The following is a 25,156-nucleotide window of genomic DNA, read 5'->3' as shown; positions in this document are numbered from 1 at the left end:
CGGCGAAAATCCATGACGCTATGTTTTTTGTGGGAGAGAGCTTGCTTGCGATAGCGGTCCCGCAGGCGACATCGTCGGTGAATTTTAAGACGTCATCGCGAGCAAGCTCGCTCCCACAGGGTTAAAGTCGTGGCGCAAATTCATGGAAGACAAGGAAATGGACGTGATTGAGTTATTAAACCAATGGCCCTTCGATCCGCTGGACTGGCTGGTGATCGCTACAGGCATCGCCCTGGCCTACATCGTGTTCGGCGTTGCCGGTTTCGGCACCGCGCTGGTGGCGGGGCCGATTCTGATTCTGTTCATGCCGCTGTCGAAGATCGTGCCGCTGCTTGTGCTGCTGGATTTTGTTGCGGCGTTCGGCAACCTGCTGCCCTCGCGGCGCGATGTGGCGAAACCGGAACTGCTGCGCTTGCTGCCGTGCATGGCGGTGGGCTGCACCCTCGGCGTGATATTCCTGCTGAACCTGAAATCCGATCTGTTGCTGCTGATGATGGGGCTGTTTATCAGTGCCTATGCCATTTACAGCCTGTGGATAAAGGTCCGTCCGGCGCAGTTGTCCGCCCTGTGGGCGCTACCGATGGGGACAGTGGGCGGAATGTTTGGCGCGTTGTTTGGCAGCGGCGGCTTTCTCTATGCGATCTATTTGAACAGCCGTTTGCCCAAGGAAGCGGCCCGGGCCACCCAGAGCGCATTGATCAGTTGCAGTACGGTGGTGCGTTTGAGCCTGTTTGCAATCGCCGGTGTGTATGCCGACCTGCCGTTGCTGGTGCTGGCGGTTTGTCTGTTGCCGGCGATGGTGCTGGGGCTGTGGTTCGGTCGACGGCTGACCATGCGCTTGTCCCGCGAGGCGTTCGTGCGCCTGGTGACGTGGCTGGTGCTGGCCAGCGGGATTGCGTTGATCGGGCGTTACTTGAGCACCTGAAGATTCAACCTGTGGCGAGGGAGTTGGTGTCAGAGAGGCATTTTGTGGCGAGGGAGCTTGCTCCCGCTCGGCTGCGCAGCAGACGCTTATTCATCCAGACCGGTTTAACTGACAGAAAAGGCCAGGGCCGCTTCGCAGCCCAGCGGGAGCAAGCTCCCTCGCCACAGGCAAGCCCCTCGCCACAGTTTGTCTGTGTTCCGTCAGTCGTTGTACTGGCTCAACAAACGCTCCAGTCGTGCACTGAGGCGGCGTTTGATTTCGGTCTCGATGTGCGGGGCGAAATCGTCGATCACGTCTTGCATGATCAGTTGCGCAGCGGCGCGCAATTCGCTGTCCAGGTGCAGCAAGTCATCCGGGTTCTTATTGGCGACTGGCGCCGGTGCCGGTTCTACGGCCGGAGCCGCAGGTGTTGCTTCGACGGGCGGTGAAGGCTCGCCCACGGCGTCGAACAGCATGGGAATCTGTTCCTGATCGCCGTCCTCGACCGTGTCGGTCAGCAGGGGCGGTTGCAGGTTGTCATCGCCGAGCAATTGGCGGATCGACTCGAGGTCGTCCAGCAGATGCGCGGACTGTTGCAGCGGTTTTGGAGTGTCCATTGGAAGGCTCAGAGTCGCTGTAATCGGTGATCTTGCAGAGGATAGCCCTGTTCGCGGTAGAAACGGAAACTCTCCCGCGCGGCCGCTCTGATCGTCGGATCCTCCACCACCACTTCCGCCACCCGGGCGAACTTGTTGGCGAAAGCGGGGACCTTCAGGTCGAGATTGACCAGCAAGTCCTGGTGCTGACGGCAGTCATCGCCCAACCCCAGGACAATCAAACCCTCAGGTTCGCTGTCGGCAGGGCCGTGGGGCACGAAGCTTTCGCCCTTGAACGCCCACAGCCGCGCATCGAGATCGTCCCGCTGGGCCGCGTCGCTGCAATGCAGGTAGATACGATGGCCCATGCGCCAGGCTTTCTCGGTGAGCTTGCAGGCAAAGTCCAGGCGTGCCGAAGGATCGGCGCTGGGCAGGATATAAAAGTCGACTTTGGTCATTGCGGTTCCAGAGCGGCAAGCGGCGTCACTGGAAAGTGACGCCGCCGCCCGTCATCGGTTTCAGGCTTTGGCGCGGTCCAGCAGGTACTGGGTCAGCAGGGGAACCGGACGGCCAGTGGCGCCCTTGTCCTTGCCGCCGCTGGTCCAGGCCGTGCCGGCGATGTCCAGGTGCGCCCAGTTCAGGTTCTTGGTGAAACGCGACAGGAAGCAGGCCGCGGTGATGGTGCCGGCTTTCGGGCCGCCAATGTTGGCGATGTCGGCGAACGGGCTGTCCAGCTGTTCCTGGTATTCATCGAACAGCGGCAGTTGCCAGGCGCGGTCGTCGGCAGCCTTGCCGGCGCTCAGCAGTTGGCCGATCAGTTCGTCGTTGTTGCCCAGCAGGCCCGACGTGTGGGAACCCAGGGCGACCACGCAGGCACCGGTCAGGGTGGCGATGTCGATCACCGCTTGCGGCTTGAAGCGCTCGGAGTAGGTCAGGGCGTCGCACAGCACCAGACGGCCTTCGGCGTCGGTGTTGAGGATTTCCACGGTCTGGCCGCTCATGGTGGTGACGATGTCGCCCGGGCGCGAAGCGTTGCCGCTCGGCATGTTCTCGGCACAGGCCAGGATGCACACCAGGTTGATCGGCAGCTTCAGTTCCAGCACGGCACGCAGGGTGCCGAACACGCTGGCGGCGCCGCCCATGTCGTACTTCATTTCATCCATGCCGGCGCCCGGCTTGAGGCTGATACCGCCGGTGTCGAAGGTGATGCCTTTGCCGACCAGCGCGTACGGCTTCTCGGATTTCTTGCCGCCGTTGTATTGCATGACGATCAGGCGCGGTGGCTGGGCGCTGCCCTGGCCGACGGCGTAGAACGAGCCCATGCCCAGGGCCTTGATCTTCTTCTCGTCGAGGACTTCGACTTTCAGGTCCTTGAATTCCTTGCCCAGGTCTTTGGCCTGCTCGCCGAGGAAGGTCGGGTGGCAGATGTTCGGCGGCAGGTTGCCCAGGTTGCGGGTGAAGGCCATGCCGTTGGCGATGGCAGTGGCGTGGGCCACGGCGCGCTGCACTTCAGCCTGAGCCGCCTTGATGGTCAGCAGGGTGATTTTCTTCAGGGCGCGGGGTTCGGCTTTCTGGCTCTTGAACTGGTCGAAGCTGTACTCGCCGTCCACCAGGGTTTCGGCCAGCAGACGGGTCTTGCCGTAGCTGTCGCGACCCTTGACCACGATTTCGTCCAGGGCCAGCACCGCATCGCTGCCGCCCAGGCCTTTGAGGGTATTGAGGACGCCGGCGATGATTTTGCGGAACGGGCGGTCACCCAGTTCGTCGTCCTTGCCAACGCCTACCAGCAGCACGCGCTCGGCCTTGAGGTTCGGCAGGCTGTGCAGCAACAGGCTCTGGCCAACCTTGCCGGCCAGATCGCCGCGCTTGAGCACTGCGCTGATCGCGCCGCCGCTCAGTTCGTCGAGTTGTTTGGCAACCGCACCGAGCTTGCGACCTTCGCCGACGGAGACCACGAGAGTGGCGGTCTTCAACGTTTCGGGGTTGACGCTTTTTACAACCAGTTCCATGTCCGGGTCCCTGAATTGATGGTTATCACGCATGCGCCCGACACCTTAAGTGCGTCGATTGCCTGCATTTAAATAGAAAGCAAAAGAAAGGCGCCAGTATCGACCGGCCACAAAGGCCGCAGTTTGAACCTCGCTACCGGCGGCTGACAACCCTCGGTTGTACGATCTTCACGGTTTTGTGGGCCCCTGCAGGAGCGAGCTTGCTCGCGAAGAACCTGAGACCACCGCGGGGTTTCAGGTTCTTCGCGTTATCGTTGGCGACCATCGCTAGCAAGCTAGCTCCTACACGTCCCCGGGATGTATTGCGCAGTGACAGGTGCACCCAATCACAGGATAATGCGCCATCTTTTTTTCGGCGGCTCTACTTTGCGGGCTGTCCGATATGTTTGCTTGTTTGGCCGCCTTAGCCTGACAACCCTGGAGTGTCTGGTTTGATCGTCTTCCGTTATCTGTCCCGCGAAGTCCTGTTGACCTTGAGCGCCGTCAGCGCTGTGCTGCTGGTCATCATCATGAGCGGGCGCTTCATCAAATACCTCGCCCAGGCGGCCTCGGGCCTGCTGGATCCGGGTTCGCTGTTCCTGATCATGGGGTATCGCCTGCCGGGCTTCCTCCAACTGATCCTGCCGCTGGGGCTGTTTCTCGGGATCCTGTTGTCCTACGGACGCCTGTACCTCGAAAGCGAAATGACCGTGCTCTCGGCCACCGGCATGAGCCAGCAACGGCTGGTTTGCATGACACTGTTTCCGGCCACCCTGGTTGCACTCGTCGTGGCGTGGCTGAGCCTGAGCCTGGCGCCACAGGGGGCCAACCAGTTTCAGCTGCTGCTGAACAAGCAGGATGCCCTGACCGAATTCGATACCCTGGAGCCGGGGCGCTTCCAGGCCCTGCGTGACGGTACCCGGGTCACCTATACCGAACGCATGACGGATGACCGCGTCAATCTGGGCGGTGTGTTCATCTCGCAAAAGAACATCAGCTCCAACAACAAGGATCGCGGAATTTCCGTCCTGGTGGCAGAGAAAGGGCGTCAGGAAATTCGCCCGGACGGCAACCGCTACCTGATCCTGGATAACGGCTATCGCTATGACGGCAATCCGGGGCAGGCCGACTACCGGGCGATCAAGTACGACGAATACGGTGTGTTGCTGCCAAAACCCGACGTCAGCGACGAAGTCACCGACCGCGATGCGATGCCGACCCGTACGTTGGTCGGCAGTGAAGACATCCGTCTGCGCGCCGAATTGCAATGGCGGATGTCACTGCCGTTGCTGGTGTTCATCGTGACCTTGATGGCGGTGCCGCTGTCGCGGGTCAACCCGCGTCAGGGCCGATTCCTCAAATTACTGCCGGCAATTCTTCTTTATATGGCTTACCTGACCATTCTGATCGCCGCTCGCGGTGCTCTCGACAAGGGCAAGATCCCGGCGGTACTGGGCTTGTGGTGGGTGCACGGGATTTTCCTGGCCATTGGCCTGGGCTTGCTTTATTGGGAACCCCTGCGATTGAAGAGGGCGAGTCGCCGCAGCGCGCTGGAGGTGGCCCGTGGTTAAGCTGGATCGCTACATTGGTAGCAGCGTGTTGATGGCGATTCTGGCGGTGCTCGGGATCATTCTGGGTCTGGCGACACTGTTTGCCTTCATCGACGAGATGAGTGAAGTCAGCGATACCTACACCCTGGTCGATGTGCTGGGTTATGTGTTGCTGACCGCTCCGCGCCGGATGTACGAAATGCTGCCGATGGCCGCGCTGATCGGTTGTCTGATCGGTCTGGGCAGCCTGGCCAGCAACAGTGAGCTGACGATCATGCGCGCCGCCGGTGTGTCGACCGGCCGGATCGTCTGGGCGGTCATGAAACCCATGCTGTTATTGATGCTCGCCGGTGTGCTGGTCGGCGAGTACATCGCTCCGCCTACTGAAACCGCCGCGCAGGCCAATCGTTCGCTGGCCCAGGGCAGCGGCGATGCACAAAGCGCCAAGCACGGCTTGTGGCACCGCCAGGGCGATGAGTTCATTCACGTCAACTCGGTGCAGCCCAACGGCATCCTGTACGGCGTGACCCGCTATCGTTTCGACGGCGAACGGCACATGCTGTCGGCGAGCTTCGCCAAGCGTGCCGAGTTCGATACGGATCACTGGCAGCTGACGGACGTCACGACCACGCTGTTCCACGAGCGCAGCACTGAAGTGGTGTCGGCCCCGGTCGAGCGTTGGGGCGTGGCCTTGAGTCCGCAATTGCTGAGCACGGTGGTCATGGTGCCCGAGTCGCTGTCGATCAGCGGTCTGTGGAGTTATATCCACTACCTGGCGGACCAGGGGTTGAACAATAGCCGCTATTGGCTGGCATTTTGGGTCAAGGTGTTGCAGCCGTTGGTGACTGCTGCCCTGGTGTTGATGGCGATTTCCTTCATCTTTGGTCCGCTGCGTTCGGTGACCCTGGGTCAACGGGTGTTCACCGGTGTGCTGGTGGGCTTCACCTTCCGTATCGTTCAGGATCTGCTGGGGCCTTCGAGCCAGGTGTTCGGCTTCCCACCGTTGCTTTCGGTACTGGTGCCGGCAGGTATTTGTACCGTGGCGGGGCTCTGGCTGTTGCGTCGAGCGGGCTGATGGCCGGCATTTTCCAACCGCTTTGACGATAAAAAACGCCCTTGTCGCAAGACCGGGGCGTTTTTGCAGGCACCGTCTGACCTGCGAACGTGACGCTTGCGCCGTGGATCAGGTACAATTCCCGGCTATTTTTCGGCGGGCCATGCCTGCAGCCTTTTTGAGTGTTGATCCGTGAGTGATTTGAGTCATATCCGCAATTTCTCCATCATCGCCCACATTGACCATGGCAAGTCGACGCTGGCCGATCGCTTCATCCAGATGTGTGGCGGCCTGGCCGAGCGCGAAATGGAAGCCCAGGTCCTGGACTCCATGGACCTGGAGCGTGAACGCGGGATCACCATCAAGGCGCATAGCGTCACCCTGTATTACAGGGCTCGCGACGGTATCAACTACCAGTTGAACTTCATTGATACCCCCGGCCACGTTGACTTCACCTATGAGGTGAGCCGTTCGCTGGCAGCCTGTGAGGGCGCGCTGCTGGTGGTCGATGCCGGTCAAGGCGTTGAAGCACAGTCGGTTGCCAACTGCTACACGGCGATCGAACAGGGCCTGGAAGTGATGCCGGTGCTGAACAAGATCGACCTGCCACAGGCCGATCCGGACCGCGTCAAGGAAGAAATCGAAAAAATCATCGGCATCGATGCCACCGACGCGGTCACTTGCTCTGCCAAGACCGGTCTGGGCGTCGATGAAGTGCTCGAGCGCCTGGTGACCACCATTCCAGCGCCGACCGGCAACATCGAAGATCCGCTGCAGGCGTTGATCATCGACTCCTGGTTCGACAACTACCTGGGGGTAGTCTCCCTGGTACGCGTGCGCCACGGCCGCGTGAAGAAGGGCGACAAGATCCTGGTCAAATCCACCGGCAAGATCCACCTGGTGGACAGCGTCGGTGTATTCAACCCGAAACACACCCCTACCGTCGACCTGAAGGCCGGCGAAGTGGGCTTCATCATCGCCAGCATCAAGGACATTCACGGTGCGCCAGTGGGCGATACCCTGACCTTGAGCACCACGCCGGACGTCGACGTGCTGCCGGGGTTCAAGCGTATCCAGCCGCAGGTGTACGCCGGTCTGTTCCCGGTCAGCTCCGACGACTTCGAAGACTTCCGCGAGGCGCTGCAAAAGCTCACCCTCAACGATTCGTCGCTGCAGTACACACCGGAAAGCTCGGACGCCCTGGGCTTCGGCTTCCGTTGCGGCTTCCTCGGCATGCTGCACATGGAAATCATCCAGGAGCGCCTGGAGCGCGAGTACAACCTGGACCTGATCACCACGGCGCCGACGGTAATCTTCGAGCTGTTGCTCAAGACTGGCGAGACGATCTACGTCGATAACCCGTCCAAGCTGCCGGACCTGTCTTCCATCGAAGATATGCGTGAGCCGATCGTGCGGGCCAATATTCTTGTGCCGCAGGAACACCTGGGCAACGTCATTACCCTGTGCATCGAAAAACGCGGTGTGCAGGTCGACATGCTGTTCCTCGGCTCCCAGGTACAAGTGACCTACGACCTGCCGATGAACGAAGTGGTACTGGACTTCTTCGATCGTCTGAAATCCACCAGTCGCGGCTATGCTTCTCTGGACTACCATTTCGATCGTTACCAATCGGCCAGCCTGGTGAAACTGGACGTGCTGATCAACGGCGACAAGGTCGACGCCCTGGCGCTGATCGTGCACCGTGACAACTCGCATTACAAAGGTCGCCAGTTGACCGAGAAGATGAAGGAACTGATTCCGCGGCAGATGTTCGACGTGGCAATCCAGGCCGCCATTGGCGGGCAGATTGTGGCGCGGACAACCGTCAAGGCGCTCAGAAAGAACGTATTGGCCAAATGCTACGGTGGTGACGTCAGCCGTAAGAAGAAGCTGCTGGAAAAGCAAAAGGCCGGTAAGAAACGCATGAAGCAAGTCGGCAACGTGGAAATTCCACAGGAAGCCTTCCTTGCAGTGCTCAGGTTGGATAGTTAGGTCCTATGTCACTAAATTTCCCGCTGTTGCTGGTCATCGCTGTATTCGTCTGCGGTCTTTTGGCGTTGCTCGATCTGTTGTTCCTGGCGCCACGGCGCCGGTCTGCCATCAATGCCTATCAGGGCAGTGTGAGCCAGCTTGATGGGGCAGTGGTCGAGAAACTGAGCAAGGAGCCGCTGCTGGTTGAATACGGCAAGTCGTTCTTCCCGGTGTTGTTCATCGTGCTGGTGCTGCGTTCGTTCCTGGTGGAACCGTTCCAGATTCCTTCGGGCTCGATGAAGCCAACCCTGGATGTCGGCGACTTCATTCTGGTGAGCAAGTTTTCCTACGGGATCCGCTTGCCGGTGATCGACAAGAAAATCATCGAAGTCGGTGATCCACAGCGCGGCGATGTGATGGTGTTCCGTTACCCGAGCGATCCGAACGTCAACTACATCAAGCGTGTGGTCGGCCTGCCGGGTGACACGGTTCGTTATACCGCCGACAAGCGCCTGTTCGTCAACGGTCAATCGATTGCCGAACAACTGGTCGGCTCCGAGCCGGGCACGCTGGGCAGCGCCGAGCTCTACAAGGAAAAACTCGGTGCGGCCGAGCATATGATCCGCAAGGAAATGAGCCGCTACCGCGCCATGCCGGACCATTCGTGGACCGTGCCCGCCGGGCACTACTTCATGATGGGCGACAACCGCGACAACTCGAACGACAGTCGCTACTGGGATGATCCAAACATTCCCAAGGATGTACTGGGCATGGTTCCCGACAAGAATATCGTCGGCAAGGCCTTCGCGGTCTGGATGAGCTGGCCGGAACCCAAACTCAGTCACCTGCCGAATTTCTCGCGGGTTGGCCTGATCAAGTAATCAAACACGGCGCTGTTGAACACAGCGCCGAATGCATTTCTGGAACCGGCACAATGGGCGCCAGAGGCATGAAAACAATGATATTCAGGACGTTATTTTTGAACACAGCGTTAATTGTCCCAAGCCTGCGCCGCCTCACGGCGATGGCGCTGGAATCCAGCCACGAACTCAGCGTGGGTAAACCGTGAGCGTCTCCTTAAGCCGTCTAGAGCGTCAGCTCGGCTACACCTTCAAGGACCAGGAACTGATGGTCCTGGCCCTGACTCACCGCAGTTTTGCCGGGCGTAACAACGAACGCCTGGAATTCCTCGGTGACGCCATTCTCAACTTCGTTGCCGGCGAGGCGTTGTTCGAGCGTTTCCCGCTGGCCCGCGAAGGCCAATTGTCGCGTTTGCGTGCGCGGCTGGTGAAAGGCGAGACCCTGGCCGTGTTGGCCCGTGGTTTCGATCTGGGCGAATACCTGCGCCTGGGTTCGGGCGAGCTGAAAAGCGGTGGTTTCCGTCGCGAGTCGATTCTGGCCGATGCCCTCGAAGCGCTGATCGGTGCGATCTACCTCGATGCCGGCATGGAGAAGGCCCGGGAGCGCGTGCTTGCCTGGCTGGCCGGAGAGTTCGAAGGCCTGACGCTGGTCGACACCAACAAAGATCCAAAGACCCGCCTGCAAGAGTTCCTGCAGTCCCGTGGTTGTGAGCTGCCGCGTTACGAAGTGGTGGATATCCAGGGTGAGCCGCATTGCCGGACGTTCTTCGTCGAATGCGAAATCATCTTACTGAATGAAAAAAGCCGAGGTCAGGGTGTGAGCCGTCGTATTGCCGAACAGGTAGCGGCCGCCGCAGCACTGATTGCCCTGGGTGTGGAGAATGGCAATGACTGATACAAACGCAACTCGCTGTGGCTATGTTGCCATCGTCGGCCGTCCGAACGTGGGCAAGTCCACGCTGCTGAACCACATCCTGGGTCAGAAGCTGGCGATCACCTCGCGCAAGCCGCAAACCACCCGTCACAACATGCTCGGTATCAAGACCGAGGGCGACGTGCAGGCGATCTACGTTGACACCCCTGGCATGCACAAGGGCGGCGAAAAGGCTCTGAACCGCTACATGAACAAGACCGCTTCGGCGGCGTTGAAAGACGTCGACGTGGTGATCTTCGTGGTTGACCGCACCAAGTGGACCGAAGAGGACCAGATGGTTCTCGAGCGCGTCCAGTACGTGACCGGCCCACTGATCGTGGCGCTGAACAAGACCGATCGCATCGAAGACAAAGCCGAACTGATGCCGCACCTGAGCTGGTTGCAGGAACAGTTGCCGAATGCGCAGATCATCCCGATTTCCGCGCAACACGGGCATAACCTCGAGGCGCTGGAACGAGTGATTGCCGGGCACCTGCCGGAAAACGATCATTTCTTCCCGGAAGACCAGATCACCGACCGCAGCAGCCGTTTCCTCGCCGCGGAGCTTGTGCGCGAGAAAATCATGCGCCAGATGGGCGCCGAGCTGCCGTACCAGATCACCGTTGAAATCGAAGAATTCAAGCAGCAGGGCAAGACCCTGCACATCCATGCCTTGATCCTCGTCGAGCGCGATGGCCAGAAGAAAATCATCATTGGCGACAAGGGCGAGCGCATCAAGCGCATCGGCACCGAAGCGCGCAAGGACATGGAGTTGCTGTTCGATTCCAAGATCATGCTCAACCTGTGGGTCAAGGTTAAGGGCGGCTGGTCCGATGACGAGCGTGCGTTGCGTTCGTTGGGTTATGGCGACTTGTAATACGTTTTCCGGATCAACAATGATCCCCTGTGGGAGCGAGCTTGCTCGCGATAGCGGTCTGTCAGTCAGCATCAATGTTGAATGTCAGGCCCTCATCGCGAGCAAGCTCGCTCCCACAATGGTTTTGGGTTGTATGTAAAACGGCATTCCTTCATTGAGCACTGCGATTTCCATGTCCCAACCCATCGCCCAACCCGCCTACGTCCTGCATTCGCGCGCCTACCGTGAAAACAGTGCGCTGGTGGACTTCCTCACGCCACAAGGGCGGCTGCGGGCGGTGTTGCGCAGTGCGCGGGGCAAGGCGGGGACGCTGGCGCGGCCATTCGTGCCGCTGGAAGTCGAGTTCCGGGGCAGGGGCGAGCTGAAGAACGTCGGGCGCATGGAAAGTGCCGGTGTATCCACCTGGCTCAATGGCGAGGCGCTGTTCAGCGGTCTTTACCTCAATGAACTGCTGATTCGCCTGCTGCCCGCCGAAGACCCGCACCCCGCCGTGTTCGATCATTATGCCGCCACTTTGCTCGCCTTGGCCGAGGGCCGCGCGCTGGAGCCGTTGCTGCGTTCCTTTGAATGGCGCCTGCTCGATGACCTCGGATACGGATTCTCACTGACCACGGATATCCACGGTGATGCCATCGCCCCCGACGGCCTCTATCGTTTGCAAGTGGATGCGGGGCTTGAGCGTGTCTACCTGTTGCAACCCGGTCTGTTCAATGGCACTGAACTGCTGGCCATGGCCGATGCCGACTGGAGCGCGCCGGGTGCCTTGTCGGCAGCCAAGCGCTTGATGCGTCAGGCGCTGGCCGTTCACTTGGGCGGTCGACCGCTGGTTTCCCGAGAGTTGTTTCGAAAGCCGTAAATTCCTTGTGTATGCTGTGCACCGAACTTTCTCTTCTTCTGGAGCGCTTCTGTGACCACCAGCACCCGTATTCTTCTTGGCGTGAACATCGACCACGTTGCCACCCTGCGTCAGGCCCGGGGCACCCGTTACCCGGACCCGGTCAAGGCGGCACTGGACGCGGAAGAGGCGGGCGCCGACGGCATCACCGTGCACCTGCGCGAAGACCGTCGGCACATTCAGGAGCGCGACGTTCTGCTGCTCAAGGACGTGCTGCAAACCCGCATGAACTTCGAAATGGGCGTCACCGAAGAAATGATGCAGTTCGCCGAACGCATCCGCCCGGCGCACATTTGCCTGGTACCGGAAACCCGTCAGGAACTGACCACCGAAGGTGGCCTGGACGTGGCAGGTCAGGAAGCGCGGATCAAGGCGGCGGTCGAGCGCCTGTCGAGGCTCGGCTGCGAGGTGTCGCTGTTCATCGACGCCGATGAGCGGCAGATCGAAGCCTCCCGCCGTGTCGGCGCGCCAGCCATCGAACTGCACACCGGGCGATATGCCGATGCCGAGACGCCGACCGAAGTCGCCGAAGAACTCAAGCGTGTGGCCGATGGCGTGGCGTTCGGTCTGGCCCAGGGCCTGATCGTCAATGCCGGCCATGGCCTGCACTATCACAACGTTGAAGCCGTGGCGGCGATCAGGGGTATCAACGAGCTGAACATCGGCCATGCGTTGGTGGCCCATGCGCTGTTCGTTGGCTTCAAGTCGGCGGTATCGGAGATGAAGGCGCTGATTCTGGCGGCTGCGCTCAAAGGCTGACATCGGCGGCGCGGCTTTCGCTGGCAAGCCAGCTCCTACAGTTCGGCATAGTCCTGTAGGAGCTGGCTTGCCAGCGAAGGCAATCTTGAAGTCCCCCCGAAATCAGAGGGGCGCTGGCTCTTGCGCCGGCTTGCTCTTGTCGATCCCCGGCACAAGCAGTTTGCCCTCGGCGACCTGATCGCCTTCAAGCTGCGGCTGCGTGACCCAGGTCAGGATGTCGTAGTAGCGACGGATGTTCGCCACAAAATGCACCGGTTCGCCACCACGGGCGTAGCCGTAACGGGTTTTGCTGTACCACTTCTTTTCCGACAGGCGCGGCAGGATTTTCTTCACGTCCAGCCATTTGTCCGGGTTCAACCCTTCCTTGGCCGCCAGTTTGCGTGCGTCATCGAGGTGGCCGCTGCCGATGTTGTAGGCCGCCAGAGCAAACCAGGTACGGTCCGGTTCCTGAATCGAGTCGTCGAGCTGGTCTTTCATGTAGGCCAGGTACTTGGCGCCGCCCATGATGCTCTGTTTGGGGTCCAGTCGGTTGGACACACCCATGGCTTGCGCGGTGTTCTGGGTCAGCATCATCAGGCCGCGCACGCCGGTCTTGGACGTGACGGCCGGTTGCCACAACGACTCCTGGTATCCGATGGCCGCCAGCAGGCGCCAGTCGACTTTCTCTTTCTTGGCCGACGATTTGAAGTGCTGTTCGTACTTGGGCAGGCGTTGCTGCAAGTGTTGGGCAAACGTGGTGGCGCCCATGTAGCCGAGAACATCGACATGCCCGTAGTAACGATCCTTGAGGCGTTGCAGGGTGCCGTTTTTCTTGACCTCGTCGAGGTACTCGTTGATTTCGTTGAGCAGGCTGTTGTCATCGCCCGGCGCGACGGCCCAGCTCTGGTTGCTGGCGTCACCGAGGTCGAAGGCGACCCGGATGTTGGTGAAGTACACCTGGTTCATCGCCACTTCGTTGGAGTCGACCAGCGTCAGGTCGATCTGGCCTTCGTCGACCATGCGCAGGAGATCGACGACCTCGACTGCGTCAGACTCTTCGTATTCGATGCCGGGAAACTTCTGTTTCAGCTGTGCCAGTTGTTCGGCGTGGGTGCTGCCCTTGAGCACCATGATCTTCTTGCCCACCAGATCCTTCGCATCGGTTGGTCGAGACTGGCCGTTGCGGTAGATGATCTGCGGGGTGACTTCCAGATAGGAGTGCGAGAAGCGCACCTGCTTTCTGCGTTCTTCGCTGCTGACCAGGCCGGCAGCCGCCAGCACCGGGCCGTCGGGCTTGCCGACCTGATTGAACAGGTCGTCCAGGTTGTCGGCGGTCTCGATCTTGAGCTCGACCCCCAGATTGTCGGCAAAGCGCTTCACCAGCTCGTATTCGAAGCCGGTTTCACCGTTGCGATCCTGAAAGTAGGTGGCGGGGCTGTTTCGGGTAACCACCCGCAGCACACCATCCTCCTTTACGCGCTCGAGCGTGTTGGGTTTATCAACACAGCCACCGAGCATCAGGAAGAGTCCGGTTGCGATCAGCCATTTGGCGTACCGCGGACGCAAAGCCGTTGGGAAAAACATCTGCGCAGTATACGCAAAGGACCGCGGGCGCCATATCTCGACAGCGAGGGGCTTGTCTGCTAGAGATTACAAAAACGGCCCAAACCCCGCAGAAATGGGCCTTGTCTGCATTTTTTCACCGTAAAAATAAGCTGTCGTTACACGTCTGGTTAACCTGACTTTCGAGGCAGAAACACAGATCGACGTCCGGGTGCAACCGTGCGTAGCGTTTCGGGTGCTGTCGCGGGCTGTTTAGGCTAGAATGCACGGCCTCAAAGCACACCCCTTCCCGAGGCTGTCCCGAAGATGTTGATCCTGCGCGGCGCTCCTGCCCTTTCTGCCTTTCGCCACAGCAAGCTCCTTGAGCAACTGAGCCAGAAGGTTCCGGCTGTCAGTGGCCTGTATGCTGAATTCGCTCACTTCGCCGAAGTTACCGGCGTCCTGACCGGCGACGAACAGCAGGTGCTTGCGCGCCTTCTGAAGTACGGTCCAAGCGTTCCTGTACAAGAACCGACCGGTCGTCTGTTTCTGGTGCTGCCGCGTTTCGGCACCATCTCGCCGTGGTCGAGCAAGGCCAGCGACATCGCCCGCAACTGTGGCCTGGCGAAAATCCAGCGCCTGGAGCGCGGCATTGCGTTCTACGTGGCCGGCCAGTTCAGCGACGCTGAAGCCCGGTTGATCGCCGACGGTCTGCACGACCGCATGACCCAGATCGTCCTGGGCAACCTCGAACAGGCCGCCGGCCTGTTCAGCCACGCCGAACCGAAACCCCTGACCGCCATCGACGTGCTGGGTGGCGGCCGCGCCGCACTGGAAAAAGCCAACACCGAGCTGGGCCTGGCCCTGGCCGAAGACGAGATCGATTATCTGGTCAACGCCTTCGTGGGCCTTGCGCGCAACCCGCATGACATCGAACTGATGATGTTTGCCCAGGCAAACTCCGAGCACTGCCGTCACAAGATTTTCAACGCCAGTTGGGACATCGACGGCCAGAGCCAGGAAAAAAGCCTGTTCGGCATGATCAAGAACACCTATCAGATGCACAGCGAAGGTGTCCTGTCGGCTTATAAGGACAACGCTTCGGTGATCGTCGGCTCCGTGGCCGGGCGTTTCTTCCCGGACCCTGAAACCCGCCAGTACGGTGCGGTGCAGGAACCGGTGCACATCCTGATGAAGGTTGAAACCCACAACCACCCGACCGCGATTGCCCCGTTCCCGGGCGCATCCACCGGTTCCGGTGGCGAAATCCGCGACGAAGGCGCGACCGGTCGCGGTGCCAAGCCGAAAGCCGGCCTGACCGGTTTCACCGTGTCCAACCTGCAGATCCCGGGCTTTGAACAGCCGTGGGAAGTGCCGTACGGCAAGCCCGAGCGCATCGTTACCGCGCTGGACATCATGATCGAAGGCCCATTGGGCGGCGCTGCGTTCAACAACGAATTCGGCCGTCCGGCCCTGACCGGCTACTTCCGTACCTTCGAACAGTCGATCACCACCCCGCACGGCGACGAAGTCCGCGGTTACCACAAGCCGATCATGCTGGCTGGCGGCATGGGCAACATCCGTGAAGAACACGTCAAGAAAGGCGAGATTCTGGTCGGCTCCAAGCTGATCGTGCTCGGCGGCCCGGCGATGCTGATCGGCCTGGGCGGCGGCGCGGCTTCCTCCATGGCCACCGGCACCAGCTCGGCAGACCTGGACTTCGCTTCGGTACAGCGCGAAAACCCGGAAATGGAACGCCGTTGCCAGGAAGTCATCGACCGTTGCTGGCAACTGGGCGACAAGAACCCGATCAGCTTCATCCACGACGTGGGTGCGGGCGGTCTGTCCAACGCCTTCCCGGAACTGGTCAACGACGGCGACCGTGGTGGCCGTTTCGAACTGCGCAACATTCCAAACGACGAGCCGGGCATGGCCCCGCACGAAATCTGGTCCAACGAATCCCAGGAACGTTACGTCCTGGCGGTCGGCCCGGCTGACTTCGAGCGCTTCAAGGCGATCTGCGAACGCGAGCGTTGCCCGTTCGCAGTGGTCGGCGAAGCCACTGCCGAACCACAGCTGACCGTCACCGACAGCCACTTCGGCAACAGCCCGGTGGACATGCCGCTCGAAGTGCTGCTGGGCAAGGCTCCGCGCATGCACCGTTCGGTGGTTCGTGAAGCCGAACTGGGCGATGACTTCGATCCGTCGACCCTGAACATTGCCGACTGTGTCGAGCGCGTTCTGCACCACCCGGCCGTGGCCAGCAAAAGCTTCCTGATCACCATCGGCGACCGCACCATCACCGGCCTCGTGGCCCGTGACCAGATGGTCGGCCCGTGGCAGGTTCCGGTGGCCGACGTTGCCGTCACCGCCACCAGCTTCGACGTCTACACCGGTGAAGCCATGGCCATGGGCGAGCGTACTCCGCTGGCACTGCTGGACGCTCCGGCGTCGGGCCGCATGGCCATCGGCGAAACCCTGACCAATATCGCCGCCTCGCGCATCGGCAAGATCTCCGACATCAAACTGTCGGCGAACTGGATGTCCGCCGCCGGTCACCCGGGTGAAGATGCACGCCTGTACGACACCGTGAAAGCGGTCGGCATGGAACTGTGCCCTGAGCTGGGCATCACCATTCCGGTGGGCAAGGACTCGATGTCCATGGCCACGCGCTGGAACGATGAAGGCGTGGACAAGTCCGTCACTTCGCCGATGTCCCTGATCGTGACCGGTTTCGCGCCAGTGACTGACATCCGTCAGACCCTGACCCCGCAACTGCGCATGGACAAGGGCACCACCGACCTGATCCTGATCGACCTGGGCCATGGCCAGAACCGCATGGGCGCCTCGATCCTGGCACAGGTTCACGGCAAGCTCGGCAAGCAGGCGCCGGACGTCGATGACGCCGAAGACCTCAAAGCCTTCTTCGCCGTGATCCAGGGCCTCAACGCCGATGGTCACCTGCTGGCTTACCACGACCGTTCCGACGGTGGTCTGCTGACCTCCGTTGTGGAAATGGCCTTCGCCGGTCACTGCGGCCTGAGCCTGAACCTCGACAGCGTTGCCCACAGCGCCGACGAAATCGCCGCGATCCTGTTCAACGAAGAACTGGGTGCGGTGATCCAGGTTCGCCAGGACGCCACCCCGGACATCCTCGCGCAATTCAGCGCTGCCGGCCTGGGCGACTGTGTGTCGGTGATCGGTCAGCCAATCAACAATGGCCAGATCAGCATCACCTTCAACGGTGACACCGTGTTCGAAGGCCAGCGTCGTCTGCTGCAACGCCAGTGGGCCGAGACCAGCTACCAGATCCAGCGTCTGCGCGATAACGCCGACTGCGCCGAGCAAGAGTTCGACGTGCTGCTGGAAGAAGACAACCCGGGCCTGAGCGTCAAGCTGAGCTACGACATCAATCAGGACATCGCCGCGCCTTACATCAAGAAAGGCATCCGCCCACAGGTTGCCGTACTGCGCGAGCAGGGCGTCAACGGTCAGGTGGAAATGGCGGCGGCGTTCGACCGCGCCGGTTTCAACGCGATCGACGTGCACATGAGCGACATTCTGGCCGGCCGTGTCGACCTGAACGAGTTCAAGGGCATGGTCGCTTGCGGCGGCTTCTCTTACGGCGACGTGCTGGGTGCCGGTGAAGGCTGGGCGAAATCGGCGTTGTTCAACAGCCGTGCCCGCGATGCGTTCCAGGGTTTCTTCGAGCGCAACGACAGCTTCACCCTAGGTGTGTGCAACGGTTGCCAGATGATGTCCAACCTGCACGAGTTGATCCCGGGCAGCGAGTTCTGGCCGCACTTCGTGCGTAACCGTTCCGAGCAGTTCGAAGCCCGCGTTGCGATGGTGCAGATCCAGGAGTCGAACTCGATCTTCCTGCAGGGCATGGCAGGTTCGCGCATGCCGATCGCTATCGCCCACGGCGAAGGTCATGCTGAATTCGCCAGCGAAGAAGCATTGCTTGAAGCCGATCTGTCGGGTTGTGTGGCGATGCGTTTCGTCGACAACCACGGCAAGGTCACCGAAAGCTACCCGGCCAACCCGAACGGCTCGCCGCGCGGGATCACTGGCCTGACCAGCCGCGACGGTCGCGTGACCATCATGATGCCGCACCCGGAGCGTGTATTCCGCGCCGTGCAGAACTCGTGGCGCTCGGATGACTGGAACGAAGATGCACCGCTGATGCGCATGTTCCGTAATGCTCGCGTCTGGGTGAACTAAGTACTGTGTACAAGCTCAGCTTCTTCGTTCCCGACAGTCATGTCGAAGCGGTCAAAAGCGCCGTATTCGCCGCCGGTGGCGGACGGATCGGTGCTTACGATCACTGTGCATGGCAGGTATTGGGCCTGGGTCAGTTTCGTCCACTGGACGGCAGCCAGCCGTTCATTGGGCAAGCGGGGCAGGTCGAACAGGTCGAGGAATGGAAAGTCGAGCTGGTAGTGGCCGATGAGTCGATTCGCGCGGTGGTGACGGCTCTGAAACAGAGCCATCCCTATGAGACGCCGGCTTATGAAGTGTGGCGGCTGGAGGATTTCTGATCTTCCTGCCCTGGAAACGAAAAGCCCGCTGAAAGCGATTTCAGCGGGCTTTTTATTGGGCGTGATAGTGGGTGACTGGGGCTGATTACGGCGCTGGCGTCAGGCCAATATCTGCCTTGAGTGCTCCGATCAGCATGTCCTGGTACTTGAATCGTTGTGCCGTCATGTCCCAGCGGTCGATAAAGAACAATCCGTTATCGTCCACCTGAATCGGTGTGGAAACAATTTCACCGCTGCGGGAGCGGTGCAGCAGGTTGGTCTCGGCAGCCGAGGGGCGTTCGATCAGGAAGTGCCTCGTCTGGCGCAGTCGTGACCTGTCGACAGGTGCAAAGGGCTCGGGAACTCGTTGCCGGGCGTTGCTGACTTCCAGTTTGAAGTCACTGCGTATTGCCCTCCAGCCAGGCCCCGTGAGATCGGTTTCCCAGTACCCGAGGTGAATGCCTCTGGACAGTGACGGCGCGCAATCCCTGACATGCAGGCTAACCGTGCCCAGGATTTCGGCCAGTCCCGATACGCCTTGGTAGTTATTGGTGTGGGCGCTGCCGATGAAGGCAATCCACTTATGGGGCCCGTGTGCCGCCTGGTCGGCCAGAATGACCCGGGAAGCGAAGTAGTTGAACATCTGGTTGCGGGCCTTTTCCGGATCAGGCAAGCCCTTGAGGTGATAACTGGCGGTACAGTCCAGTGCCCTGATGCGGATGCCATATTTGTTGGCTGCCTGGATGACTTCCGAATAGTTGTCAGAGCCAGTGTAGAGCAGCATATGTCCCCGATCCTGGGCTTTCAGGTAGGCCTTGAGTTTGTCGGAAAACCGCTGGGTCTGATGGAATGCCTCCAGTTCAGCCTGGTGCAGGTCGGTGAGCAGGTGTTCGACGTAGAGCGTCTTGTAGCCCTGCTGCTTCAACTGCTTCATGTGTTTTTTCAGAAATGCCTTGCTCGACTCTGCCGAGTGAGCCTCGCCGATCACCAACCCCGGCAGGCGGCTTTCGCTGATTTGTTTCAGGAACGACTCGGGCGTGGTGCTGCTGCTGATCGTTGGCAAGGCTGGCCTGGCAGGTGGAACATAATCGGCAAAGAAGCTCTCAGCCTTGGTATTCAAGTCTTTGCGTAGTTTGATGAATTCAGAGAACGCTTCAGCTCGCGTTCGCTGGTGCGGTGGGTAGCGAGTATCCAGGCCGTGCGGTTGGTCGCTCATGCGGGCGATCTCATTTCTTAGCGACGGTGCAATATCGAAGTCGTTGAAATGGCCAGTGCTGACGACGGATGTAGCGGCAGCCGCCGAGATGGGTTGGGGGGGCTTGTACGGTGTTTGCAGGGTCATGTGGTAGTCGCCTTTGGCGAGTCCGTCACCTGGTATCTTGCCGAGGGTGTCTGACCAGATGCCCACCGATTGATTCAAGCCGACGTCTTCGACGCGCAGCGCAACCGCATTGGTCAAGTCAGCCAGGCCGGGTGTCCCGTTGTATGTGGTCATGCGTGAGCGATCGACCAGGGCGATCCAGCGTTCGTGCGGTGCATCGGCCATGTCGGCTTCAATGACTTTATGCGAGTAGTAGTTTCTCAGGCTGTTGGGCTGGGGCGTGGTCGGCGAGCTATCGCCCATGAGCAGGACATCGTCCAGTCGATAGGAGGTCGAGGCGTCCAGCGCCTTGATTTGCACGCCTTTTTCCCGGGCCTTGCGTACGAGGGCCAAGTAAGAGTACTCGGCGTCTTGTGCGATGCCGAAGGACTGGTCTATGGCCTTCAAATGTTTTTTGATGTGCCGCCATGATTTCCCTTGGTTGAGCTTTTCAAGCTTGAGCTTGAAAACATCCCCCGGCAGGAACTCCACATACAGGCGCTTGAAACCTTGTTCGACCAGGGCAGCCATGTTGGCAATCAGTGCCTGTTTGCTGGCGATGGAGCCTGGCACGGCACCGATGACCAGGTTCCTGTTGCCGGCAAAGGCGTCGTTGACGACCAGTCGGGCCAGCGGGGTGCTGGCCTCTACGACAGGCACGCTGGCGCGAGCGGGCAGCGTGTCGAGGAAGAGGAAGAAGTTGTCTGCGTCCCTGGTCAGGCGTTCGACCTGCTGCAGGTAAACCGTGCGTAACGAACTCAGTTCATCGGCGGCATTGCCCAGCACGGTGCCGACCAGACCTTGGTCAGTATTGGCTGCCTGGTTGATCATGAGCGTGCGCATCTGCGGGTCCATGACAGGCTCAAGCCTGCTCCAGTACTTCTGTGGCATCCCATAGTCTCTTGACGGTCCGGGGGTTTCAGGCACTGTTTCGTATTTCGGCGCGCCGCCGGAAACGCCGGTGCGGGTCCAGAAGCCCTCTGCGTTCGGTGCGGCCAGGCGCGTGGTCGATACCCATTTACCGCTGACCGGGTCATGGCGATATAGCAAGTAGCGACCGATCGCATCCGGGGTCTTCGGCGCCCAGAGCACCTCGCCGTTGAACCACACCGGCTGTATGTCTGCAGCTGCCGGGGGGGCGGTTTCCAGCTGGCTGATCAGCTTCATCGCCCGGCCTTGCTCGGTGCTGGCAACTGCCAGGCGCCCGGAATTGCCGATGGGTTTGAACGATTTCAGGGCCGGACGCAGGTCGGTGAAGAGGGCGCCGGCGCTGTTGAACAGATACCCGGCGAAGTGCTCAAGGGCGGCCGAGGTGTCGCCCTGGTTGTACGCATGCAGGGCGAGCATGCCGTCCTTGAAGGCCAGTAGCAGGCCAACACTCAGACTCAGAACCGGGAAAGGCGCAGTGGCGATGGCGGCCATGAACTCCACGCACGTCCAGAGCATGCTGGTGATCATCTGAGTGCGGTCAGTGGTGGTGGCGGTCACTTCGTCGATCTTGCGTTGCAGCTTCATGTTGTACAGCAAGCGGCGCAGGTCAAGCACCGGAGGCAGTGCCCGGGTCGAGTCGTAACGTGGGGGGCTGGGGGTGGTTTTATCCAGGCTCTCGGGCAGCCCTTGTTTGGCGGTCTCCAGAAATGCCTGGACCCGACCCCGGGATCGAACATCGACACGCTGGGCGAGGTAGTCGATGAATCCGGGCAGTTTTTTCAGCAGGTAATTGAACCGGCTGGCCTCGCGAAAGGTGATGCCGTCGGGGGCATGGGGCGTATAGAACAGCACCGGGTTGTCAGCGTGGCTGAACAGGTAGGTGTCGATGACCCATTCGCCGTCGACCAGCAGGCGATGGATGGCGTAGTTGCCGCGAGTCTGCGGTGACGTGTCGCCCATACTGGCGATGCAGCGCTCAAGCCATTGCAGGTCAACGCCAGCGATGTGTCCTTGCAGGCGACACTCCAATGCGGCACTGAGCATCTGTCGTTGAGTAATGGCCAGCACCGCATTGCGCCTGAAAGTAAACGCCGGGCTGCCCGGGTCCAGCAACTCGGCCTTGACCTTGTCGACGTAGCGCTGGCCAATCCAGACGCCGGTGACCGAGCGTGCGACGGCTTGCGGATTGGCGTTCAGGGTGCTCAGGTCAACGCCTTGCGGGCCCCTGTACCTTGCCGAGCGGGAGAATTTTTCGTCGAGAAAACCGACACCATCGGCGTAGCCGTCACGGTAGAGCCGGGTATACGTCATGGGCGCCGGTGTCCGGGTGCCGAGCGCGGAGGGTGAATAGGCCCATACGGTGTCCGGGTCGACATCGTTCTGACGGCGACCCAGCAGTTGGTTCAAGCGCTCCCTGGCCTTTTCATGCAGGTAGGCATCGAAGCTTGGGAAGCGGGCCTCGGACTGTGGATGGTCGTTGTAGGTCTGCAAGCTGCCTTCTGCATCCTCGGCCAGGGTCGAGAGCCTTCGCCTGACATCAATGGTGGCTGAGCGATACCAACTGGGCGTATTGAATTCGTAGTTATCGATACGTGTGGCGAGTACATGATCAGCCATCGATTTCAGGCTCTGGCGATAGTTGCCAGCGTTGAACGTGATCTTGTTGTAATCCTGGGCGTGAAACTTCAGGCTCAGACCGTTCAAGAGGTGCTTCATCGAGTTGCGAAGGCGCAGTGGTACCTGGCGGATCAAGTAGTCGGTCATGGTGCCGGGTGGGGCCTTGAGGCCGTTGTCCTGGGTCCAGCCGAGGATGTGTTGCCGGCACGCAAGCTCGCTGTCGAATGCCTGGAACTGGTGCTCTTGTGGTGCCTCGGGGGTGCAGAGCAGCACGCGGTTGACCGTCCCGTTGGCATCGGTCTGGCGCATCACCCAGAGGTCCTGAAGTTGCGCACCGTGCAGCGATAGGACGCTGGCGCCCAGGGTGGCCGCGCTCAGTCGCACATCGGTACCCAGGCGCAGGCGCTGGATCGCCTGGTAGTCGTCTTCGCGAATGTGGCCTTGCAGGAAGGCGGTGTAGGCCAGGGCGTTGATCCGCTGGTCGAGCATCTGCTCGATGGCGCTGCTGAACTCGGGCCGGGCGTGCAGTTCCCGTTGCACCTGTGCAAAGTCGAACCGAGGTTGCAGGGTCATCGACTGTTGCACGATCCACGCTGGGGTCAGGTCCTGGTACGCATCGGGCAAGGGCGCTCCGTTATACGTGAAGGTGGTCTTCGTCAGAAAGTCGGAGCCAGGCAGTTCGTCGCCTGTATGCAGGCCCCGCAAGGCCAGGTCGATCAGGTTGCGATTGTGTTCATAGTGGCCGACGCCGGGCACAAGCCGTTGGGTTTTGACCTGCAGGTGCTCCGGGTTCAGGTCGTGAATCTCCAGGTCATCGCTCAACCGCTCCAGCCATTGAAAACGGGCCAGGGCTTGGGGGTTCGCGGCGGGGCCCAACAGATCGAGCAGGTGTTGGCGTGCCTGGTTGTAACTGGCCAGATGTTCAGCCAGCGTGGCTCGGTGTGCCTCGCTGGCGCTGCGATACCAATCGGGTGCGCTGTAGCGCAGCAACCGTTCGAGCAGGCGTTGGGCGCGCAGTTCCAGGCGGGCGCTGAGGTCGGGCAGGGCGCTGCGGATCGCGCGGTCGAGGGCCGCGATCAATTGGGCGGGGTCGTGCTGTGGGTTGTCCACCAGGCTCAGGGCCCGGTCGATATCCTGGGTGCGCTTGGCGATCAGTGCACCGAAGGTGTGTTCGAACAACGGCTGGTCATCGATGGGTGATAGTTCCAGGGGCCAGATTCCGGCGGGGCTCAAGGCGTGGTAGCGCGTGGGCAACCTGTCGATGAACTCACTGCGCCCGCTGGCGTGCTCCATGTTTTGCCGCAAGTGGGTGTTGAGTTCGGCCAGGGTGTTGAACGATTCGATCCCTCGCGCAGGTGTGAACAGCAACACTTGGCCGACGTCCTGCGCGCTCATCAGGTCGTTGACCACAACGCTGTTTTTTTCTGTGGCGACAAAGGCACCTGCCAGCTCGACCTGTTGCGCCTGGTAACTGAACTGCAGGGCGTACAGGCCTGGACGCAAGCTTGGGGGCAGCGCCACGCTTTCGAGCATCGTGCCTTCCTGTGGGTGCAGCAGGCGATCCTGGACGCCGAGCCTGGCCTCATGCTCCAGGGCGGTGAACCCGGCTTCGAAGGTCATGTAGGATTTGAGTGACTTGCCATCGATCTGCTCACGCAGGTCCATGTCCATCAGATGCGTGTTCAAGGTGTTCTTGAGAGTGTTGAGCAGAGCCTGGCCTTCCGAGGTTTTCAGGTCGCTGTTGGCTAATCCTTGATAGTGGGTTTTGGCCTTGCTCAGGAACTGTTCCCGGTAGCGTTTGAGGATGCCGTCCAGGCGTTCCAGGTAGCGTTGCTCGGCTGTGGGTTTATGGTCGGGTAGCAGTGGGGTTTGGGCGTTGAGCAGGTGATAGCCGATTTGGTTGAGGTAGCCTTTGATTTCTTCAAAAGATGGTGGGGTGGGTGTGCTCATGGGCACGGTCTCCAGTCGGTAGAAAGAGCCGGCAGCATGGCGAGGAAGAGGGAGGGGGAGGAGGTACATATGTATGCCACGATTTGGCGGGAGTATCGCGTTACAGGCTGGGATCCTGCTCGCGATAACGGCCTGTCAATCACAGGCTCGGGGTAGGTTTGAAAAGTATTGGAGGTGGGGATTTTGAAGGCAAGGATCGCAGCCTGCGGGCGGGATTGGTATCAACCCCGCAGGCTGCGATCTTTTGAATTTATTTTTTGATGTCGACCAATGGTCGTGGGGGATTACGGGCGGATTTCGATCATCGTGCCGTCGGGCACCAGGTTCCAGACTTCGCGCATGTCCATGTTGCGCATGGCGATGCAGCCGTCGGTCCAGTCCAGGGTGTGGAACAGGTCTTCCGGGGTGTCTTCGCTGTCCGGGGTGCCGTGGATCATGATCATGCCGCCGGGCTCGACGCCTTCACGACGGGCGCGGGCCGAGTCGCTGATGTTCGGGTAGGACACGTGCATCGCCAGGTTGAAGCGGTCGCTGGTCTTGCGCCAGTCGACCCAGTAGAAGCCTTCCGGGGTGCGTTTGTCGCCTTCCATCAGCTTCGGCCCCTTGGGGCGCTTGCCCAGGGAAATGCGATAGGTCTTGAGCGGCTTGCCGTCATTGATCAATTGCAATTGATGGGAAGACTTGAGAATCAGGATTTTCTCGATGACCTTGCCGTTCAGGGGTTCCACGGCAGAAGCCTCGGACACCGCGACGAACGATAAACAGAACAGGGCAAGCAACCAGCGCATTGAAACGATTCCCCAGGAGGTGTCGCGACTATTTATGTATAGAAGTATTTGCAGGCTCGTGCCGCGTTCGGGCGGTCTTTCGGCGCCTTTGAGTGATGCCGAG

Annotated in this window: 17 protein-coding genes; 11 read left to right on the top strand and 6 right to left on the bottom strand. The window is 60.4% G+C overall.

What is annotated here, in order from left to right; translation table 11 throughout:
• Positions 1-157: 157 nt before the first annotated feature.
• Positions 158-925 (top strand): sulfite exporter TauE/SafE family protein, encoded by a 768-nt coding sequence (locus KGA81_RS20375; protein WP_223547923.1) that lies wholly within the window; start codon positions 158-160, stop codon positions 923-925.
• Positions 926-1,125: 200 nt separating this feature from the next.
• Here KGA81_RS20375 and KGA81_RS20370 read toward each other — a convergent pair whose 3' ends face one another.
• Genes KGA81_RS20370 through KGA81_RS20360 form a run of 3 tightly spaced genes read right to left on the bottom strand, consistent with a single transcriptional unit; the run spans position 1,126 to position 3,509 of the window.
• Entirely contained in the window at positions 1,126-1,521 is a 396-nt protein-coding gene (locus KGA81_RS20370) for a DNA polymerase III subunit chi (RefSeq protein WP_223547888.1), read from the bottom strand.
• A gap of 8 nt (positions 1,522-1,529) precedes the next feature.
• Complete coding sequence (locus tag KGA81_RS20365; protein ID WP_223547887.1) at positions 1,530-1,958, bottom strand: DNA polymerase III subunit chi; 429 nt, start codon at positions 1,956-1,958, stop codon at positions 1,530-1,532.
• 60 nt (positions 1,959-2,018) lie between these two features.
• The gene (locus KGA81_RS20360) at positions 2,019-3,509 is read right to left on the bottom strand and encodes a leucyl aminopeptidase (RefSeq protein ID WP_223547922.1); all 1,491 of its coding nucleotides are present in this window, start codon (positions 3,507-3,509) and stop codon (positions 2,019-2,021) included.
• Between the two features lie 431 nt (positions 3,510-3,940).
• On the opposite strand from KGA81_RS20360, the gene lptF reads away from it, so the two are divergent.
• The 8 genes from lptF to pdxJ all read left to right on the top strand — a co-directional run bounded on the left by lptF (position 3,941) and on the right by pdxJ (position 12,367).
• Positions 3,941-5,059: an LPS export ABC transporter permease LptF gene (gene lptF / locus KGA81_RS20350; protein ID WP_223547886.1), complete on the top strand. Its 1,119-nt coding sequence runs from the start codon at positions 3,941-3,943 to the stop codon at positions 5,057-5,059.
• Positions 5,052-6,113 (top strand): LPS export ABC transporter permease LptG, encoded by a 1,062-nt coding sequence (gene lptG, locus KGA81_RS20345; RefSeq protein ID WP_223547885.1) that lies wholly within the window; start codon positions 5,052-5,054, stop codon positions 6,111-6,113. Before lptF ends, lptG begins: the two co-directional genes overlap by 8 nt.
• Before the next feature lie 171 nt (positions 6,114-6,284).
• Complete coding sequence (lepA, locus tag KGA81_RS20340; RefSeq protein ID WP_223547884.1) at positions 6,285-8,084, top strand: translation elongation factor 4; 1,800 nt, start codon at positions 6,285-6,287, stop codon at positions 8,082-8,084.
• 5 nt (positions 8,085-8,089) lie between these two features.
• Entirely contained in the window at positions 8,090-8,944 is an 855-nt protein-coding gene (gene lepB / locus KGA81_RS20335; RefSeq protein ID WP_223547883.1) for a signal peptidase I, read from the top strand.
• Positions 8,945-9,128: 184 nt separating this feature from the next.
• Positions 9,129-9,818: a ribonuclease III gene (gene rnc / locus KGA81_RS20330; protein WP_223547882.1), complete on the top strand. Its 690-nt coding sequence runs from the start codon at positions 9,129-9,131 to the stop codon at positions 9,816-9,818.
• Positions 9,811-10,713 carry a GTPase Era gene (era, locus tag KGA81_RS20325; protein WP_223547881.1) on the top strand — a complete coding sequence of 301 codons (903 nt, stop codon included), beginning with the start codon at positions 9,811-9,813 and terminating at the stop codon, positions 10,711-10,713. The genes rnc and era overlap by 8 nt, the downstream gene beginning before the upstream one ends.
• A gap of 172 nt (positions 10,714-10,885) precedes the next feature.
• Positions 10,886-11,569 carry a DNA repair protein RecO gene (gene recO / locus KGA81_RS20315; RefSeq protein WP_223547880.1) on the top strand — a complete coding sequence of 228 codons (684 nt, stop codon included), beginning with the start codon at positions 10,886-10,888 and terminating at the stop codon, positions 11,567-11,569.
• A 51-nt stretch (positions 11,570-11,620) separates the two neighbouring features.
• The gene (gene pdxJ / locus KGA81_RS20310) at positions 11,621-12,367 is read left to right on the top strand and encodes a pyridoxine 5'-phosphate synthase (protein ID WP_223547879.1); all 747 of its coding nucleotides are present in this window, start codon (positions 11,621-11,623) and stop codon (positions 12,365-12,367) included.
• Positions 12,368-12,469: 102 nt separating this feature from the next.
• Here pdxJ and mltF read toward each other — a convergent pair whose 3' ends face one another.
• Positions 12,470-13,930 (bottom strand): membrane-bound lytic murein transglycosylase MltF, encoded by a 1,461-nt coding sequence (gene mltF / locus KGA81_RS20305; RefSeq protein WP_223547878.1) that lies wholly within the window; start codon positions 13,928-13,930, stop codon positions 12,470-12,472.
• A 285-nt stretch (positions 13,931-14,215) separates the two neighbouring features.
• Here mltF and purL point away from each other — a divergent pair, with 285 nt between their 5' ends.
• On the top strand, positions 14,216-18,112 hold the full coding sequence (gene purL, locus KGA81_RS20300; RefSeq protein WP_223547877.1) for a phosphoribosylformylglycinamidine synthase: 3,897 nt from the start codon (positions 14,216-14,218) through the stop codon (positions 18,110-18,112).
• A 5-nt stretch (positions 18,113-18,117) separates the two neighbouring features.
• Complete coding sequence (locus tag KGA81_RS20295; RefSeq protein WP_223547876.1) at positions 18,118-18,429, top strand: YqfO family protein; 312 nt, start codon at positions 18,118-18,120, stop codon at positions 18,427-18,429.
• A gap of 85 nt (positions 18,430-18,514) precedes the next feature.
• Here KGA81_RS20295 and KGA81_RS20290 read toward each other — a convergent pair whose 3' ends face one another.
• Together KGA81_RS20290 and KGA81_RS20285 are read right to left on the bottom strand one after the other, a co-directional pair.
• Positions 18,515-24,265, bottom strand: coding sequence for a membrane-targeted effector domain-containing toxin (locus KGA81_RS20290; RefSeq protein WP_223547875.1), 5,751 nt, complete (start codon positions 24,263-24,265; stop codon positions 18,515-18,517).
• A 284-nt stretch (positions 24,266-24,549) separates the two neighbouring features.
• Positions 24,550-25,053, bottom strand: a complete 504-nt coding sequence (locus KGA81_RS20285) for a murein L,D-transpeptidase family protein (protein ID WP_223547874.1) — start codon at positions 25,051-25,053, stop codon at positions 24,550-24,552.
• Positions 25,054-25,156: the final 103 nt, after the last annotated feature.

The sequence above is a fragment of the Pseudomonas sp. A-B-19 genome (genome assembly GCF_019947515.1).
GTDB lineage: Bacteria > Pseudomonadota > Gammaproteobacteria > Pseudomonadales > Pseudomonadaceae > Aquipseudomonas.
The sequence above is the reverse complement of the archived record's forward strand: the minus strand, read 5'-3'. Positions and strand labels throughout refer to the sequence as shown.

Excerpts from the sequence above, each read along its gene's own strand:
- KGA81_RS20375 (WP_223547923.1), top strand. The coding sequence starts at position 158 with ATGGACGTGATTGAGTTATTAAACCAATGGCCCTTCGATCCGCTGGAC.
- KGA81_RS20370 (WP_223547888.1), bottom strand. The coding sequence starts at position 1,521 with ATGGACACTCCAAAACCGCTGCAACAGTCCGCGCATCTGCTGGACGAC.
- KGA81_RS20365 (WP_223547887.1), bottom strand. The coding sequence starts at position 1,958 with ATGACCAAAGTCGACTTTTATATCCTGCCCAGCGCCGATCCTTCGGCA.
- KGA81_RS20360 (WP_223547922.1), bottom strand. The coding sequence starts at position 3,509 with ATGGAACTGGTTGTAAAAAGCGTCAACCCCGAAACGTTGAAGACCGCC.
- lepB (WP_223547883.1), top strand. The coding sequence starts at position 8,090 with ATGTCACTAAATTTCCCGCTGTTGCTGGTCATCGCTGTATTCGTCTGC.
- era (WP_223547881.1), top strand. The coding sequence starts at position 9,811 with ATGACTGATACAAACGCAACTCGCTGTGGCTATGTTGCCATCGTCGGC.
- recO (WP_223547880.1), top strand. The coding sequence starts at position 10,886 with ATGTCCCAACCCATCGCCCAACCCGCCTACGTCCTGCATTCGCGCGCC.
- mltF (WP_223547878.1), bottom strand. The coding sequence starts at position 13,930 with ATGTTTTTCCCAACGGCTTTGCGTCCGCGGTACGCCAAATGGCTGATC.
- purL (WP_223547877.1), top strand. The coding sequence starts at position 14,216 with ATGTTGATCCTGCGCGGCGCTCCTGCCCTTTCTGCCTTTCGCCACAGC.
- KGA81_RS20290 (WP_223547875.1), bottom strand. The coding sequence starts at position 24,265 with ATGAGCACACCCACCCCACCATCTTTTGAAGAAATCAAAGGCTACCTC.
- KGA81_RS20285 (WP_223547874.1), bottom strand. The coding sequence starts at position 25,053 with ATGCGCTGGTTGCTTGCCCTGTTCTGTTTATCGTTCGTCGCGGTGTCC.